The 16,132-nt window shown below is 65.8% G+C and carries 17 protein-coding genes; 1 reads left to right on the top strand and 16 read right to left on the bottom strand.

Features of this window, described 5'->3' with window-relative positions; all coding sequences use genetic code 11:
- Nucleotides 1–2: 2 nt before the first annotated feature.
- The 5 genes from C4E04_RS09710 to C4E04_RS09690 all read right to left on the bottom strand — a co-directional run bounded on the left by C4E04_RS09710 (nt 3) and on the right by C4E04_RS09690 (nt 3,655).
- Nucleotides 3–314 carry an integration host factor subunit alpha gene (locus C4E04_RS09710; RefSeq protein ID WP_109597107.1) on the bottom strand — a complete coding sequence of 104 codons (312 nt, stop codon included), beginning with the start codon at nt 312–314 and terminating at the stop codon, nt 3–5.
- A 105-nt stretch (nt 315–419) separates the two neighbouring features.
- Nucleotides 420–1,397, bottom strand: a complete 978-nt coding sequence (locus C4E04_RS09705) for a beta-ketoacyl-ACP synthase III (RefSeq protein WP_109597106.1) — start codon at nt 1,395–1,397, stop codon at nt 420–422.
- Between the two features lie 12 nt (nt 1,398–1,409).
- Nucleotides 1,410–2,444 carry a phosphate acyltransferase PlsX gene (gene plsX / locus C4E04_RS09700; RefSeq protein ID WP_109597105.1) on the bottom strand — a complete coding sequence of 345 codons (1,035 nt, stop codon included), beginning with the start codon at nt 2,442–2,444 and terminating at the stop codon, nt 1,410–1,412.
- A 154-nt stretch (nt 2,445–2,598) separates the two neighbouring features.
- A complete protein-coding gene (locus C4E04_RS09695) occupies nt 2,599–3,114 on the bottom strand; it encodes a DUF177 domain-containing protein (protein WP_109597104.1) in 516 nt (171 codons plus the stop codon).
- Complete coding sequence (locus C4E04_RS09690) at nt 3,104–3,655, bottom strand: ubiquinol-cytochrome C chaperone family protein (RefSeq protein ID WP_109597103.1); 552 nt, start codon at nt 3,653–3,655, stop codon at nt 3,104–3,106. Before C4E04_RS09690 ends, C4E04_RS09695 begins: the two co-directional genes overlap by 11 nt.
- A 104-nt stretch (nt 3,656–3,759) precedes the next feature.
- Here C4E04_RS09690 and C4E04_RS09685 point away from each other — a divergent pair, with 104 nt between their 5' ends.
- On the top strand, nt 3,760–4,215 hold the full coding sequence (locus tag C4E04_RS09685) for an outer membrane protein assembly factor BamE (RefSeq protein ID WP_109597102.1): 456 nt from the start codon (nt 3,760–3,762) through the stop codon (nt 4,213–4,215).
- Nucleotides 4,216–4,313: 98 nt separating this feature from the next.
- On the opposite strand, the gene C4E04_RS09680 is transcribed toward C4E04_RS09685, so the two are convergent.
- The 11 genes from C4E04_RS09680 to C4E04_RS09630 all read right to left on the bottom strand — a co-directional run bounded on the left by C4E04_RS09680 (nt 4,314) and on the right by C4E04_RS09630 (nt 15,893).
- The gene (locus C4E04_RS09680; protein ID WP_109597100.1) at nt 4,314–4,865 is read right to left on the bottom strand and encodes a DUF2087 domain-containing protein; all 552 of its coding nucleotides are present in this window, start codon (nt 4,863–4,865) and stop codon (nt 4,314–4,316) included.
- Nucleotides 4,866–5,139: 274 nt separating this feature from the next.
- Nucleotides 5,140–7,263 carry a sodium-translocating pyrophosphatase gene (locus tag C4E04_RS09675; RefSeq protein ID WP_109597099.1) on the bottom strand — a complete coding sequence of 708 codons (2,124 nt, stop codon included), beginning with the start codon at nt 7,261–7,263 and terminating at the stop codon, nt 5,140–5,142.
- A 148-nt stretch (nt 7,264–7,411) separates the two neighbouring features.
- Nucleotides 7,412–8,650 carry an MFS transporter gene (locus C4E04_RS09670; protein ID WP_109597097.1) on the bottom strand — a complete coding sequence of 413 codons (1,239 nt, stop codon included), beginning with the start codon at nt 8,648–8,650 and terminating at the stop codon, nt 7,412–7,414.
- Nucleotides 8,625–9,614, bottom strand: a complete 990-nt coding sequence (gene thiL / locus C4E04_RS09665) for a thiamine-phosphate kinase (protein ID WP_109597096.1) — start codon at nt 9,612–9,614, stop codon at nt 8,625–8,627. The genes C4E04_RS09670 and thiL overlap by 26 nt, the downstream gene beginning before the upstream one ends.
- 28 nt (nt 9,615–9,642) lie before the next feature.
- Nucleotides 9,643–10,125: a transcription antitermination factor NusB gene (nusB, locus tag C4E04_RS09660; protein ID WP_109597095.1), complete on the bottom strand. Its 483-nt coding sequence runs from the start codon at nt 10,123–10,125 to the stop codon at nt 9,643–9,645.
- A gap of 2 nt (nt 10,126–10,127) precedes the next feature.
- The gene (gene ribH / locus C4E04_RS09655) at nt 10,128–10,619 is read right to left on the bottom strand and encodes a 6,7-dimethyl-8-ribityllumazine synthase (RefSeq protein ID WP_109597093.1); all 492 of its coding nucleotides are present in this window, start codon (nt 10,617–10,619) and stop codon (nt 10,128–10,130) included.
- Between the two features lie 194 nt (nt 10,620–10,813).
- Nucleotides 10,814–11,449, bottom strand: coding sequence for a riboflavin synthase (locus C4E04_RS09650; RefSeq protein ID WP_109597091.1), 636 nt, complete (start codon nt 11,447–11,449; stop codon nt 10,814–10,816).
- Nucleotides 11,449–12,591, bottom strand: a complete 1,143-nt coding sequence (gene ribD, locus C4E04_RS09645) for a bifunctional diaminohydroxyphosphoribosylaminopyrimidine deaminase/5-amino-6-(5-phosphoribosylamino)uracil reductase RibD (protein ID WP_109597090.1) — start codon at nt 12,589–12,591, stop codon at nt 11,449–11,451. Before ribD ends, C4E04_RS09650 begins: the two co-directional genes overlap by 1 nt.
- Nucleotides 12,591–13,097 (bottom strand): transcriptional regulator NrdR, encoded by a 507-nt coding sequence (gene nrdR, locus C4E04_RS09640; RefSeq protein WP_109597088.1) that lies wholly within the window; start codon nt 13,095–13,097, stop codon nt 12,591–12,593. Before nrdR ends, ribD begins: the two co-directional genes overlap by 1 nt.
- 16 nt (nt 13,098–13,113) lie before the next feature.
- A complete protein-coding gene (gene glyA, locus C4E04_RS09635) occupies nt 13,114–14,418 on the bottom strand; it encodes a serine hydroxymethyltransferase (RefSeq protein WP_109597087.1) in 1,305 nt (434 codons plus the stop codon).
- A gap of 206 nt (nt 14,419–14,624) precedes the next feature.
- Complete coding sequence (locus C4E04_RS09630; protein WP_109597085.1) at nt 14,625–15,893, bottom strand: murein L,D-transpeptidase; 1,269 nt, start codon at nt 15,891–15,893, stop codon at nt 14,625–14,627.
- Between the last annotated feature and the right edge of the window lie 239 nt (nt 15,894–16,132).

The following is a 16,132-nucleotide window of genomic DNA, read 5'->3' as shown; positions in this document are numbered from 1 at the left end:
TCTCAATCCTCGCTCGGAACCGTTTCGCCGTTGATCCGAGCCTTGAGTACGTTGGACGGCTTGAAGACCATGACCCGGCGCGGATCGATCGGCACCTCGATTCCGGTCTTGGGATTCCGGCCGATGCGCTCGCCCTTGTCGCGGACGATGAAGGAACCGAAGGAAGAGAGCTTCACGGTCTCGCCCGCCGCGAGACAATCGCAGATCTCCGCCAGAACGCGCTCCACGAGCTCGGCCGATTCGGTGCGGGAGAGACCGACCTTCTGATAGACGGCCTCGCTCAGATCCGCCCGCGTTACAGTTTTGCCTGTCATCGAAATCCCCCAAGGCCCGAATGCACGATCCGGGCGTCCTTCCCGCAGACGCTATGCACAAGAGGCCGTATGGTCAACCCATTGACAAAGCGGGAGAATGTTCCCCTACCAGCGGATGAGGGCGCTTCCCCAGGTGAAGCCGCCGCCGATGGCCTCGATCATCACGAGATCGCCCTTCTTGATGCGCCCGTCCTTGCAGGCCACGTCGAGGGCAAGCGGAATCGATGCCGCCGAGGTGTTGCCGTGACGGTCCACGGTGATCACCACCTTCTCCTGTGCGATGCCGAGCTTGTCCGCGCTCGCCGTGATGATGCGCTTGTTGGCCTGGTGCGGAACGAACCAGGCCAGATCCTCGGCCGTCGTTCCGGTGGCATCGAAGGCGTCCTGAACCACATCTGTCACGGAACCGACGGCGAAGCGGAAGACCTCCCGCCCCTCCATTTTGAGCACGCCCGTGGTCTTCGTGGAGCCGGGGCCGCCGTCCACATAGAGCTTCTCGCGGTAACGCCCATCCGAGCGCAGGTGGGAGGTGAGCACGCCACGGTCGGCGGAAGTCCCCTCGCCTTCCTGTGCCTCGAGCACAATCGCTCCGGCGCCGTCGCCGAAGAGCACGCAGGTGGTGCGATCCTTCCAATCGAGGATTCGCGAGAAGGTCTCGGCCCCAATCACCAGGACCCGTTTGTGCGAGCCGGAGGCGATGAACTTGTCGGCCGTCGCCACCGCGTAGACGAACCCGGTGCAGACGGCCTGGATGTCGAACGCCGCGCCGTGATGCATGCCGAGCCCGGCCTGGATCATCGTGGCGGTCGACGGGAAGGTATGGTCAGGCGTCGAGGTGGCGCAGACGATCAGGTCGATATCGGCGGGCGTCAGGCCGGCATCCGCAAGGGCCGCCTCTGCGGCCTTGATGCCAAGCACCGAGGTGGTCTCGTCATCGTCCGCGATGTGGCGCGCCTCGATCCCCGTGCGCTGCACGATCCAGTCGTGGGATGTCTCGACCAGCTTCTCGAGATCGTAATTCGTCACACGCCGCTTCGGCAGATACGAGCCGACGCCGCGCACAATGGAACGGATGCGTTTCAAGATGTGCCTTCCTCAGGCCTGTTGCTCGACCGGGTCATGCTCCAGCATGCCACGGATCGTCTTCATCAATTCGAAATGCGCCATGTCATAGGCGACGTCGATGGCGCTGGCGAAGCCCAGCGCATCGGTGCCGCCGTGGCTCTTCACAACGACCCCCTCCAGGCCCAGGAAGACACCGCCATTGACCTTGCGCGGGTCCATCTTGTCCCTGAGGGCGTTAAAAGCCTGTTTCGCGAAAAGGTAGCCGATCTTGGCCATCAGGGTCCGGGTCATGGCCGAACGGAGATATTCGCCGATCTGTTTGGCCGTGCCCTCGGCGGTCTTGAGGGCGATATTGCCCGTGAACCCTTCCGTGACCACCACGTCGACCGTGCCCTTGCCGAGATCGTCGCCCTCCACGAAGCCGCGATATTCCAGGTGAGGCAGGTTGGATTCCTTCAGGATCCGGCCGGCCTCCTTCACGGTCTCGATGCCCTTGATTTCCTCGGTGCCCACATTGAGGAGCCCGACGGTCGGGCGGTCGAGATCGAACACGATGCGCGCCATGGCAGCGCCCATGATCGCCATGTCGACCAGATGCCCCGCATCGGCACCGATGGTCGCGCCCACGTCGAGCACGATGCTCTCGCCGCGCAGGGTCGGCCACATGCACGCGATGGCGGGCCGCTCGATATGGGCCATGGTCTTGAGGCAGATCTTCGCGGTCGCCATCAGGGCGCCGGTATTTCCGGCCGAGACCGCCGCATCCGCCTCCCCGTCCCGGACGGCCTGAACCGTCTTCCACATGGAGGAGCGCCCCCTGCCCATGCGGATGGCCTGGCTCGGCTTGTCGTCCATGCCGATGGCGATCTCCGTATGGCGGATCTCAGTGACGTCCTTGAGCTTCGGATAGCCGTTCAGGATCGGCGTGAGGACCTGCTCGTTCCCGAACAGCAGAAAGCGGACGTCGGGGTGGCGCTCGACAGCCAACGCGGCGCCTGGGATCACAACGGACGGGCCGTGGTCGCCGCCCATCGCGTCAAGCGAGATCCGGACTGGCTGGGGCATGAACGGTCGTTTCTTTCTGAGATGAGGGTCGACAGGGGCCGGAAAATAGCGCTTTGCCGGGGCTCCGCAACCGAATTCTGTTCCAGGGCGGCATGCGGCGGGAGCAAGCCGCACAGGACGGGCCGGAGGTGGAATCCCGTGCTTTTCCGGATATTTAGTCCTTGTCCTTCAAGGTATCCAGGGCCGCGAAGGGGGAATCCTTGGCGTCCCGTGGGTCCGTGTAGTCGAAGCTGATGCCGGGCTTACGTGGATAGGGATCGAGTCCAAGTGCCAGGAACTCGGCCGTCAGGGCGCCGAGGTCGATCTGCCCGTTCACGATTTCGTCAGGGGGTTCGTATTCGTGCATTTCGGTGGGCGGCTCGGCCGGCATCCCCGAGGATTCGGCAAAATCCACCTCCACCTCCTCCTCGATGCTCGAATCGAAGGGGTCGAGGCTGACCACGCAGATCTGGGTGATGTCGGCCTTGACGACACCTGTCACATGGACGCCCTTGGCCGTGGACGTGAGGTTGAAATCGCCCGAAAGGGTCTGGATCCCCGGGAGCCCGAAATCCTGCGCGAGCGCCCGGCACTCCTCATCGGACGCCACCACATGGACAGGCTTGCCGGCCGGCGGGATGTTCACGACATCGACGATCCGGGTCAGCGGGCCAACGGCTTCAGGCGTCATGATGCTTCTCCCCTGCAAAGGCTTCGGAATTCGGGAAAACGGGGCCCCGCTCCAGGAGCGAGGCGAGATCCGCTTGTTTCAGGTCAAGATCCGCCGTCAGGGCATAGCGGGCCAGGGGCGAGGCCGGCGCGTCGCTGCCGAGAGCATTGCGGCCGAGCGCCAGAGCAAGGGCGGCCTCGTCCTTCCGGTCCAGGGGCGCATCATAGGCATGGGCCCGGCCGTAGAAGGAGGAAGCGAGCTTTTTCATACGCTTGGGCACGACCGTATCGCCGGCGCCCATCTCCCGTAAGGAGGCATCCAGGTCCTGGAAGAACGCATCCGTCAGGTCCTTGGCCAGCTCGTCGGCCGGCGGAGGAAGAAGGCGCAGGGCTCTCAGGGTCAGGACCATATGCAGGGACAAAGACTCGAAACGCCCCTCCAGGGTATCCGGTATGCCGAGCCCGGCATAGAGGCCGGGGACACGGGAGGCCTCGGCGACCCTCTTGTAAAGGGACGCAATCAGGATGCGCTGAGGATCCTTCCGAAACAGCCTGAAGATCACCGCTCCACTACCTTCCCGCCTTGTCAAAAACGTGACACCGGGTTACGCCATCACCATCCGAAGGCGCAAGCTTGTCCGCGCCACAATCCTGGAAGAACCCTACGATGCGTCGATATCACACTCTCTTCGTGCGCTTGGCGGCGGCGACTTTCCTGGCCACATCCCTTGCAGGCTGCATGGGCGGAGAAGAATTCCATCGCGGTTACTTTGTGGACGAACAAACCGTCAGCCAGGTTAAGAAGGGCATGAACGGCGAGCAGGTCCTTACCACCCTGGGGACCCCGTCCACCGTGTCCACCGTGGGCAACAAGTCCTGGTACTACATCAGCCAGACCTCCCGGCGCACCTTCCAGTTCATGGGAGAGCAGATCGTCGAACAGAAGGTCATGGCGGTCTATTTCGACAAGAACCTCAAGGTGGAGCGGGTCGCGCTCTACGGCCTGCAGGACGGCAAGGTGTTCGACTTCATCACCCGGACGACGCCCTCTGGCGGCCAGGAGGCGAGCTTCCTGGGTCAGATCCTGCGCGGCACCAACAATTTCAACCCATTCGGGGTCTGATCAACGCCTTAAGGGCAGACGACAGAAAGGCCGGGCATTTGCCCGGCCTTTTGCTTTGCTTTTTGCCATGGAGCGACCTTGCGGAAGCTCCGTGTCGATCAGGCGTCCCGGTTCCTGCGTTTCAGGGCCTGGACCATCGCCTGGGCGTCAGCCGGCATGGGCCGTTCGACTCGCCGATAGACCCGTCCGTCCCGGGTCCGCTCCATGAGGCCGAGATCGCAGAGTTCCCGGCGCAGCAGGGCATGATCTCCGAAGCCGTGGAGGGCCTGGAGCCGCTCGTTGACCTCACGCTCGGTCATAGCCTGCTTGGCCGGCAGGCGGGACCAGAGCACCCACAGGGCAATGAGACGCTCGCTGTGCTTGGCGGGCCAGCGTGCGAGGCACCCTTCCCCGTCGTAGCAGCGCGCGAGGCGCTCGAGCCTACGGAAATCCACGCCCTCCGCCTCGGCGGAGGGCGGATCGCTCAGGCGCTCATAGGCGGCGATCTGGGCGCGGAGCTGCTGAAAATTGCGGTGCCCGACGGAGCGGGCCAGCATGTTGAGCATCTCCACGTGCCCTGGCGGGGCATCGTGCTCGGCCAATTGCTGGCGCAGGGAGCGCGCTACGGCGGAAATATCGTGAGCGTAAAATGGCAGTGCCGTTCTGGACATGACCTATCCCTCGTATCGTGCCTGATCCGACTGGGGATGACCGGTGATCGCCCTTCCGACGCGGCACGGGAGAATGGTGTCCGTCGACTTCGAGAGTGGCAGGTTTAGCGTACCCGGTAAGGGCGGCGATGCCTCGGTGAACTGCAGACCGTGGCGCCTCGATAATACGAGTGGCCGCCGGGATCAAGCGCCGCAACGCCGCGTCAGTTCCTGCCCGCATGTAAAAGCCCCGCGGCGCGAACCGCGGGGCCTGTTCGGGACTATGCCCGAACGATCAGGAGTGGGCCAGGATCGCCAGCAGCAGGAGCGCGATGATGTTGGTGATCTTGATGGCCGGGTTCACGGCGGGCCCCGCCGTGTCCTTATAGGGGTCGCCGACGGTGTCGCCGGTGACCGAGGCCTTGTGCGCCTCGGAGCCCTTGTGGTGCGTGGTGCCCGAGGAATCCGTGAAGCCGTCCTCGAAGGACTTCTTCGCGTTGTCCCAGGCGCCACCGCCTGACGTCATGGAGATCGCCACGAAGAGGCCCGTAACGATCACGCCGAGCAGCATGGCGCCGACCGCCGAGAAGGCCTGGCTCTTGCCGGCAATCGCATAGACCACGAAGTAGGTCACGATGGGCGCGAGGACCGGCAGCAGCGACGGGATGATCATCTCTTTGATGGCCGCACGGGTGAGCATGTCCACCGCACGTCCGTAATCGGGACGATCCTTCCCGGCCATGATGCCCGGCTTCTCGCGGAACTGCCGCCGCACCTCCTCGACCACCGCGCCCGCCGCGCGTCCGACGGCCGTCATGGCGATGCCGCTGAACAGGAACGGGATGAGGCCGCCGAACAGCAGGCCCACGACCACATAGGGGTTGGCGAGGGAGAAGTCCGGCTTCACGCCCTGGAAATACGGGTAGGTCGCCGCATTCTGCGTGAAGTAGTTGAGGTCCGACGTATAGGCCGCGAACAGCACCAGTGCGCCGAGGCCGGCCGAACCGATGGCATAGCCCTTGGTCACGGCCTTCGTGGTGTTGCCGACCGCGTCGAGCGCATCGGTGGACTTGCGCACCTCTTTGGGCAGGCCGGCCATCTCGGCGATGCCGCCCGCATTGTCGGTGACCGGCCCGAAGGCGTCGAGCGCCACGATCATGCCGGCGAGGGCCAACATGGCCGTGACCGCGATGGCGATGCCGAAGAGGCCCGCCAGGGTATAGCCGACGATGATGCCCGCGATGATCACGAGAGCCGGAAGCGCGGTCGATTCGAGCGACACCGCAAGGCCCTGGATCACGTTGGTGCCGTGACCCGTTACCGAGGCCTGGGCGATGGACCGGACCGGCCGGAACCCGACGCCCGTGTAGAACTCGGTGATGACCACGATGAGCGCCGTCACGACAAGACCCACCACGGCACACCAGAACAGGGACAGCCCCGTGTAAGACGTGCCTTCCACCGGCCCGAAACCGATGGTGAAGTAGGTCACGAGCGCGATGGCGACGATCGAGAGGATGCCGGTCGCGATCAGGCCCTTGTAGAGAGCACCCATGATCGATTCGTTCTGTCCGAGCTTCACGAAGAACGTGCCGATGATGGAGGTCAGGATACAGGCGGCCCCGATACCGAGCGGATAGAGCAGCATCGATTCGAGGATGGGCTGACCGGCGAAGAAGATCGCCGCAAGCACCATGGTGGCGACCACCGTCACCGCATAGGTCTCGAAGAGGTCGGCCGCCATGCCGGCGCAGTCACCGACGTTGTCGCCCACGTTGTCCGCGATGGTGGCGGGGTTGCGCGGGTCGTCCTCCGGAATGCCGGCCTCGACCTTGCCCACGAGGTCGCCGCCCACGTCGGCTCCCTTGGTGAAGATGCCGCCGCCGAGACGGGCGAAGATGGAGATGAGCGAGGCGCCGAAGCCCAGGGCCACAAGGCTGTCGATGACCTCACGGCTTCCCGACGCGAGGCCGGCAATGCGGGTGAGATAGCCAAAGTAAAGAGCGACGCCGAGGAGCGCGAGGCCCGCCACCAGGAGGCCCGTGACGGCACCCGACTTGAAGGCCACGTCGAGACCGCCGCCCAGGGACTGGGTGGCCGCCTGCGCGGTACGCACATTGGCGCGAACGGACACGTTCATGCCGATGAAGCCCGCGGCTCCGGACAGGATGGCGCCGATGGCAAAGCCGATGGCGACCCGGATACCGAGCAGATAGGCAATGATGATGAAGAGCACCACGCCGACGATGGCGATGGTGATGTATTGCCGGCGCAGATAGGCCTTGGCGCCTTCGGCGATCGCGGCTGCGATCTCCTGCATGCGCTGTGAGCCGGCGTCGCGCTTCATCACGTCGTTGATGGCCCAGAGGCCATAAACGATCGAAAGAAGGCCGCCCAAAATAATCAGGGTGAGTGCCATTGTGCCATCCTTGTTATGGGAAGCAGAATGCCGCTCTCAAGGCCTGATTATCGGCCTTGATCGGCCCTTACCCCCAGCGAAGTCCGCAAACGCTGCCAAAAATCAAGACAGGCTGCAACGCAACTTCCGCATGACTCACAGGAAGACTTTAGACAGGCACGGGAACTTTTCGGCTTTTCTGCCACGCGAGCAGGATCAGCGCGACGATGACGGGCGGGAAAACGAGCCAGTTCACACTCTCCCAGCCACCGGAATTCAGAAGCGTTCCCGACGAGAAGGACGCGACGGCGACCGAACCGAAGACGAGGAAATCGTTGGCCGCCTGCACTTTTGCCCGCTCTTCCGGCCGGTAGCAGTCGGTCACCAGGGCCGTCGCGCCGATGAAGCCGAAATTCCATCCAATGCCGAGGAGGATGAGCGTTCCCCAGAAATGCGCGACGGTCAGACCCGAGAGCCCAATGGCTGCCGCAACGGCAATGAGCAGGAGGCCCGTGGCCGTCACGGTGCCCTTGCCGAAGCGCCCGATGAGACGGCCCGTGAAGAAGCTCGGGCCGAACATGGCGAGGATATGCCATTGAATGCCGAGCGCCGCCGTCCCTACCGGATGGCCGCAGCCGATCATCGCCAGGGGCGCGGCCGTCATGATGAAGCTCATCAGCCCGTAGGAGACGAGGCCGGCCACCACGGCGACGATGAACCGCGGTTGGGAGACGATTTCCTTCAGCGGCCGGCCACCGGCCGCAGCGGAGCCCGCCTTGGGTGCCGGACCGGCCGGCGGGGTCCGCAGGAGGGACACGACCCCAAGGGACAGGAGCGCAAGGCTCGCCTGCCCCAGAAACCCGCCCGCAAAGGGCGCGGTCGGGATCAGGTCGCGGGTCCAGATCACTGTCTGCGGCCCGATGATGCCGGCCGCGAGGCCGCCGGTCATCACCCATGAGATGGCCCGCGGTTTGAAGGCATCGGAAGCCGCATCCGTGGCGGCGAAGCGGTAGCTCTGAACGAAGGAGCCGTAGAAACCGGAGATGAAGGTGCCCAGGCAGAAGATCAGGAAGCTGCCCGACGCGATGCCGAACGCCGCGAGACACCCGGCGAAGACGCAGATCCCGGCCCCGGCGATATAGCCGCTGCGCCGGCCGACGCGGCGCATGAGCATGGCGGCCGGGATGGTCCCGAGAGCCAGTCCGAGATTGGTGAGGCTCACGGGCAGGGTCGCGAGCTCCTTGTTCTCGGCCAGCACCTGCCCGACGAGGCCGCCGAGGGACACGACGATGGCCGGGTTCGCGCCGCCCAGGGCCTGCGCGCAGGCGAGGACGAGAGCATTCCGCTTGGCGAGCCCGTCGCCTGCGGCCGGTGTCGCCACGTCAGAAGTGAGAGAAGGAGCCGCCATCGTACCGTCTTTCGCCTGATTCCGTCCGAAAGACCGGTGCCTCGTGTCCCGACACGACTCGGCCGATGACGGACAGCGCCACGCCGCACCTTTCGGCCGCACCGCGCAGGCTGTCGACATTTTTTTCCGGGACCGCACAGAGAATCTCGTAATCGTCCCCGCCCGTGACGATCCGGTCGATTAGGCCAGGATCGGTCCTCACGGCCATGGCCGCCGCCAGCGACAGGGGAACCCGGTCGAGGTCGACGACGGCTGAGACGCCGCTCGCCCGCATCATTTTGGCGAGATCGCCCGCGAGCCCGTCCGACACGTCCATGGCAGCGCGGGCCTGATCGCGCAGGGCCACCGCAAGCTGGTGCCGCGGCTGGGGGTGAAGATAGCGGGCCGCCAGGAAGTCCCGCTCGCCCGGGCTGAGCCCAGCTGCCCAGGGCGGATCCTTGCGCAGGTCGAGCCCGAGAGCGCCGTCGCCGATGGTCCCGGTGACGCAGAGAATGTCGCCCGCCTTTGCGGCCGTGCGCGGCACCATGCGGCCTGCCGGCACCTCGCCGAGGGCCGTGACCGAGAGTGTGAGGGCTCCCCTCGCCTTCACGGTGTCGCCCCCCAGGAGCGGACATCGGAAATCCCCGGCCGCCTCGCCGAGGCCCGCCGCAAAGGCGGAAAGCCAAGCCTCCGTCCAATCCTCCGGCAAGGCGAGCGCGAGCAGAAAACCCACCGGCTCGGCGCCTTTGGCCGCAAGATCGGACACGTTCACGCCGAGCGCCTTGCGCGCGACCGAGCCGGGCGGATCGCCTGGGAGGAAATGGACCGTCTCGACAAGGGCATCCGTCGTGAGGACGAGGTCATGCCCCGGGCGTGGAGAGATACAGGCCGCGTCGTCCTTCAGGCCAAGCCCGCCTGCGGCCGCGAGCGGCGCGAAAAACCGGGCGATGAGGGCATCCTCGGAGGGGCGCGGCGCGGATGTCATGGGCCGTCCTACCTCTTCCGGGTTTGGGTTACCGCTTCGGGTGCCCGGCGGATTTCTTTTCCAGCTCGCCCGCCCGCACGTCCCGGGCGAGAGTATCGAGGACGGCGTTCACGAGGCCCGGCTCGTCCTCGTGGTAGAAGCCGTGGGCCACGTCCACGTATTCGGTGATGACGACGCGAGCCGGCACGTCCTTGCGGAACATGAGCTCGTAGCCTCCGGCCCGGAGGATCGCACGCAACACCGCCTCGACCCGCTTCAGGGGCCAGCCGGCCGCGAGCGCCTTGTCGATCTTCACGTCGATGGCGCGCTGGTTGTCGACCACGCCCGACAGGATGTTGCGGAAGAATTCGATGTCCGAGGGCTGAAACTCGATTCCCTCGACCTCGCGGCCGATCCAGAAGGCCTCGAACTCAGCGAGCGCGTCGATCACGCCCTTGCCGGACACGTCCATCTGGTAGAGGGCCTGCACGGCTGCGAGGCGCGCGGCCGAACGCTCTGCGGGCTTCGCCATGATCAGGCCTCCTGGACTTTCCGCTGGATACGCAGGACCGCGAGAGCCGCGTCCACGGCGCCCCCGCCCTTATTCAATTCATTGACGCGCGCGCGGGTCCAGGCCTGCTCGTCGTTCTCGACGGTCAGGATGCCGTTGGCGAGCGGGAGGCGGCGCTCCACCGACAAGTCCATGAGCGCGCGGGCGCTCTCGCCGGCCACGATGTCGTAATGCCCGGTCTCACCGCGGATAACGCAGCCCAGCGCCACGACGGCATCGTAGGGCCGGCCGGCCTTCGCGGCCGCCTCGAGGGCGATCACCATGGTCGCCGGAATTTCGAGCGCGCCATCGACAGTCAGCACGTCGACGCTGGCCTGGGCCGCCTCGGCAGCCTGCCGGGCACCGCGCAGAAGCTCGTCCGCAATGTCGTCGTAGAAGCGGGCTTCGACGATCAGGATACGGGCGCCGGGGACGGGCGGACGGGGGGAGGAAGACTTTGCGGAATGAGCGACCATCGGAAAACCGTTCTGAAACTGTCGGAGGGCCGAAGCCCCGGTCCTGAACCTTCGCCCATCCCGAGGGAGGATCCGGAGAAGGCCCGGGACGCCCCGCCGAGCCGGGCGGGCTCAGGCCCGCCGCCTCGAAAAAGCATCCACACGGCTTCCGGGAACGAAGGCGATGGACCGATAGGGAAGGTGTTGTGCGTCCCCTACCCCGCCCGGCGCGCCTCCGCAAGCCGTGCGGCATAGCGCGCCATCAGATCGACCTCCAGGTTGAGAAGATCCCCGACCTGCCGCTCGCCCCAGGTCGTGACGGCGAGCGTATGGGGAATGATCAGCACGGAGAACACGTCCTCCGTGACGGAATTCACGGTCAGTGACGTTCCGTCGAGGCAGACGGAGCCCTTCTCGGCAATGAAGGGCGCAAGCGCGGCCGGCGCCTTGATGTAGAATCGGGCCGTCGGTCCCCATGGATCGTCGCTCGCCGTGATCCCTTCCCGCGCCACGATGGTCGCGACCCCGTCCACGTGACCCGTGACGATATGGCCGCCGAGTTCGTCGCCGATTTTCAGGGAGCGTTCCAGGTTGATTTTGGTCCCGACCTCCCAGTGCGGCACCGTGGTGCGCTCCAGGGTCTCGCTGGCCGCGTCCACGTCGAACCAGCAGCCGTTCTCGCGGGGGCCGACGGCTACCACCGTGAGGCACGGCCCGCCGCACGCGATCGAAGCCCCGAGCGCAATGGAGGCCGGGTCGTAAGACGCGTTGATCCGCAGGCGACGCAGGGTTCCTTGAGCGCCTTCCGCTGCGACAACCTCGCCAACATCGGTGACGATCCCGGTAAACATCAGGGTTTCTCCCAGAACATGAACAGATCGGAGCCCAGCTGCTCCTCGCCGACGAGCCGCAGCTCGTCCATTCTTTCCTGAAGGGCAGAACCTAAGGCCGGGACATCGCCCCGCCCCCGGCCCGAGCCGCCGGTGACGAGAACGAGCTCATCCACCAGATCCTGCCGCGCCAGGGCATCGGCCAGGGCGGGCCCACCCTCGCAGAAGAGGCTCGTGAGACCCCGCTCGGCAAGGCGGCGCAGGGCCTCCGGCAGGGATACACGACCATCAGGATCCGCCGGCACGCGCAGGATTTCGACCCCTGCGGCCGCAAGGGCGCGCTCCGCCTCGATGGGCGCTCCTTCGGTCGTGACGACCCAGGTTGGATGCCGCCGCGCCCTGGCGACCACCTGCGCCCCTAAGGGAATGCGCAAGCCGCTGTCGAGGACGATACGCAGCGGCGAACGGCCCTCCAGCCCCGGCAGGCGGACCGTGAGGAGTGGATCGTCCGCCAGGATTGTCCCGAGGCCGACCAGGACCGCATCCGCGTGGGCGCGCATCAGGTGGACGCGGCCATTGGCGATCTCGCCGGTGATCATCAGGCGCGGACCTTGCCGCACGCCCGCAAAGCCTTCCGTGGTCCGGGCGAGCTTCACGGTGACGGCCGGACGTCCCTTCGTGACCCGCACGATATGGCCGCGATGGGCGCGCCATGCCTCCTCGCCCAGGCACCCGACCTCCACGGCGATCCCGGCCTGGCGCAGGCGATCATGGCCCTGCCCGGCGACCCGCGGATCCGGATCCGGCAGGGCCGACACCACCCGGGCGATCCCCGCCTCCACGACCGCATCGGCACAGGGCGGCGTCCTGCCGTGATGGGAGCAGGGTTCAAGAGACACATAGAGGGTCGCGCCTCGAGCCCTCTCCCCGGCTGCCGCGAGGGCGACGCGCTCGGCATGGGGCCGTCCACCGGGCTGGGTCGCGCCGATGGCGAGGATCAGCGGTTCGCCGTCCGCCTCGTCAACCAGCACTGCGCCCACGGCAGGGTTCGGCCAGGTCAGTCCGCGCTGGCGCGCACCGAGCGCGACTGCAAGCGCCATGAGGCGGCGGTCCCGCGCGGCTCTGTCGGGCGTGGTGTCACCGGAGGACTTCGACGCGGCCATCACTCGGACTGCGCGGGGCTTTTTCCGGACAGACCGGACGGCTCCGCCTCGGGCTCCTCATTGGCCAGACGGCCGAGAATCTCTTCAAAATCCTTGGCTTCGCGGAAGTTCTTATAGACAGATGCGAAGCGCACATAGGCCACATCGTCGAGACCTTTCAGCCCCTCCATGACGAGTTCGCCCACGGTCTCGCTCGGCACGTCCGCGTCGCCCATGCTCTCGAGCTGGCGGACGATGCCGTTGAGCATCCGCTCGACCCGCTCCGGCTCGACCGGCCGCTTGCGCAGCGCGACCTCCACGGAGCGTTCGAGCTTGTCCCGGTCGAAGGGCATGCGCCGGCCGGAACGCTTCACGACGAAGAGCTCGCGCAGCTGCACGCGCTCGAAGGTCGTGAACCGGCCGCCGCAATCGGGGCAGACGCGCCGGCGGCGGATGGCCGAGGAATCATCCGTCGGCCGGGAATCCTTCACCTGCGTGTCGAGGCTCCCGCAATAGGGGCAACGCATGTCGTCCGCCTGCCGCTCAGCCGTAAATGGGGAAACGGCGGGTCAGTTCGTGGACCCGGCCCTTGACCGAGGCCTCGACGGCGTCGTTCGCCTCGTCCCCGTGCCGGGCAAGCCCGTCCAGGGTCTCGACGATCAGCTCGCCCACCTTCTTGAACTCGGCCACGCCGAAGCCGCGGGAGGTGGCGGCCGGGGTGCCGAGGCGGATGCCCGAGGTCACCATCGGCTTCTCGGGATCGAACGGGACGCCGTTCTTGTTGCAGGTGATGTGGGCGCGGCCCAGCGCCGCCTCGGCGGCCTTACCGGTGAGCTTCTTCGGGCGCAGGTCTACCAGCATCAGGTGATTGTCCGTGCCGCCGGCCACGATCGCATAGCCGCCCGACACCATCGTGTCGGCCAGAACCTTGGCGTTCTCGACCACCGAACGGGCGTAGAGCTTGAATTCGGGCCGCAGGGCCTCGCCGAAAGCGACCGCCTTCGCGGCGATCACGTGCATGAGCGGACCGCCCTGGAGGCCCGGGAAGATGGCCGAGTTGATCTTCTTGGCCAGATCCTCCTCGTTGGTGAGGATCATGCCGCCGCGCGGGCCGCGCAGGGTCTTATGGGTCGTGGTGGTGACCACATGCGCATGGGGGAACGGCGAAGGATGCGCCCCGCCGGCCACGAGACCGGCGAAATGCGCGATATCAACCATGAAATAGGCCCCGACCTCGTCGGCGATCTCGCGGAAGCGGGCGAAATCCCAGAAGCGCGAATAGGCCGAGCCGCCGGCCACGATGACTTTGGGCCTGTGCTCACGGGCGAGCTCAGCCACCTCGTCCATGTCGATGATCTGGTCGTCGGGCCGGACCTTGTAGCTGACCACGTTGAACCACTTGCCCGACATGTTGACAGGGGAGCCGTGGGTCAGGTGACCGCCGCAGGCAAGGTCGAGCCCCATGAAGGTGTCGCCCGGCTTCATCAGAGCCATGAACACCGCCTGATTGGCCTGGCTGCCGGAATTCGGCTGGACGTTGGCGAACTTGCAGTCGAACAGGCGCTTGGCGCGCTCGATGGCGAGTTCCTCGGCCATGTCGACGAACTGGCAGCCGCCGTAATAGCGCCGGCCCGGATAACCTTCCGCGTACTTGTTGGTCATCACCGAGCCCTGGGCCTCCAGGACGGCCCGGGAGACGATGTTCTCGGAGGCGATCAGCTCGATTTCCTCGCGCTGGCGCCCGAGCTCGAGCCCGATGGCACGGGCGATCTCCGGATCGCTGTCGGCGAGGCTTGCCGAGAAGAAGGAATTGGACAGATGGCTGCGTGCCGCTTCGCTCGCGCTCATGGGAAACCTCGCCTGCTGCGATTGCCGCCTGAATGTGGGGAGCGGGCTCGTGCGATCCAGCGTCCCGCGGCAATCTCGTCGAACTGTGGTTCCAGGCCTTTAACATGGCCGATGGAACCGCGCAAAGCCGCATGGAGCACCCGCCAAAAATGAGCGCAGCCCGCCTTTCGGGCGGGCTGTCGCGGCATTCAGGAGCGGTCGGACCGTCAGTTCTGCAGGAACATCTCTTCGTCCGGCTCGGTCGGGGTGCGGCTCGCCACCGGAATGGCGTTGCCGAGACCGTCCTTGTTGTAGATGTCGTCGCGGAACTGGACGAGTCCGTCCGGGGTCGCCCAGGCGGTCATGTAGATCCAGTGGATCGGAACCGGCTGCGCCAGGCGGGCGTCGACGCGCTCGCCGGACTTGAAGGTCGCGTCGATCTGCTCGCGGCTCCAGCCGGGCGTGTCCTTCAGGAGCCACTCGATGTAGTCGCGCACGTTCTGCACGCGGATGCAGCCCGAGGACACGAAACGGAAGTCGTCGCCGAAGATGCCCTTCGAGGGCGTATCGTGCATGTAGACGCCGTGCTGGTTCGGGATGTTGATGCGCACGAAGCCCATGGAGTTGAGCTCGCCGCCCGGATCCTGACGGAAGCGGTAGCGGGTCGCCTCGTCCGAGAACCAGTTCACCTGGCTCGGGCTCAGCTCCGTATTCCCGTTGAAGATACGGATCTTGTTGTCCGTCAGGTAGTTCGGCTCCTTCTGCATCTTCGGGATCAGGTCCTTCTTGATGATCGAAGCAGGCACGGTCCAGAAGGGGTTGAAGTTGACCTCGACCACCTTGGTGTTCAGGAGCGGCGACTGGCGGTCGCTCTTGCCGACTCCGGCGGCGTGGCGGGTATGGACGACGCCGCCCTCCACCGTCTCGACCAGGGCGGCCGGGATGTTGGCGACCACGTAACGGTTGGGAAGGCCGCCGGCCACCAGGCTGCGGAGGCGCGCCACGTTGATCTCGAGCTGCCGGATGCGCACGTCCACGGGCACGTTCATGGCCGCGACCGTCGAGGCCGTCATGGTGCCGGTTGAGCTGATGCCGTGGCGAGCCTGGAAGCGACGGACGCCGGCCTCAACGTAAGAATCGTAGATCGGCGATTCGCCGGCGGTCTGGTCGAGATCGCCGGAGATGATGAGGCGCTGGCGCAACGCGACCACGGCCGGGCTCTTCGAGCCGACGCGAAGGCCCTGGACGCCCTGGACGGACTGCCAGCCGCCACGAGCCGCAATATTCTTGTAATAGGCGATCATCTGCTCGGTGGCGGCCAGGGCTTCCTGGGAGACCATCGGCGTCGAGGTGCGCTGCACACGCGTGCGGGACACGGACTCGTAGTTCTGCGACCACTCGGCCTGATTCCCGGCAAATTGCTGAGCCAAGGCCGCCGTGACCGGCGTGAAGACGAGGGCGAGCGATCCTGTCAGAAGGGTGCGGCGAGACAACATGAGCGCAGGCTTTTCCGGTTGTTGCAAGAGCGAGGCGAAAGCAGAGGAACTCTTTCCTTAACCACTTTCAATCTCAGCGGAAAATGCCGGGATTGAATTAAGGAACGGTATCGAAAACAGGGAACATCGGGGCCGATTTATGGCAAATCCGGCAGGTCCGAGGCTCCTTTAGGCTTTTGATCCCGCAATTTCCCTATCTAACCCATGCCTGTGTGATTCCGGATACACTCTTTCGTGAG

The sequence above is a fragment of the Microvirga sp. 17 mud 1-3 genome, assembly GCF_003151255.1.
GTDB lineage: Bacteria > Pseudomonadota > Alphaproteobacteria > Rhizobiales > Beijerinckiaceae > Microvirga.
Note: the sequence above shows the minus strand (reverse complement) of the source record. Positions and strands in the feature narration are given on the sequence as shown.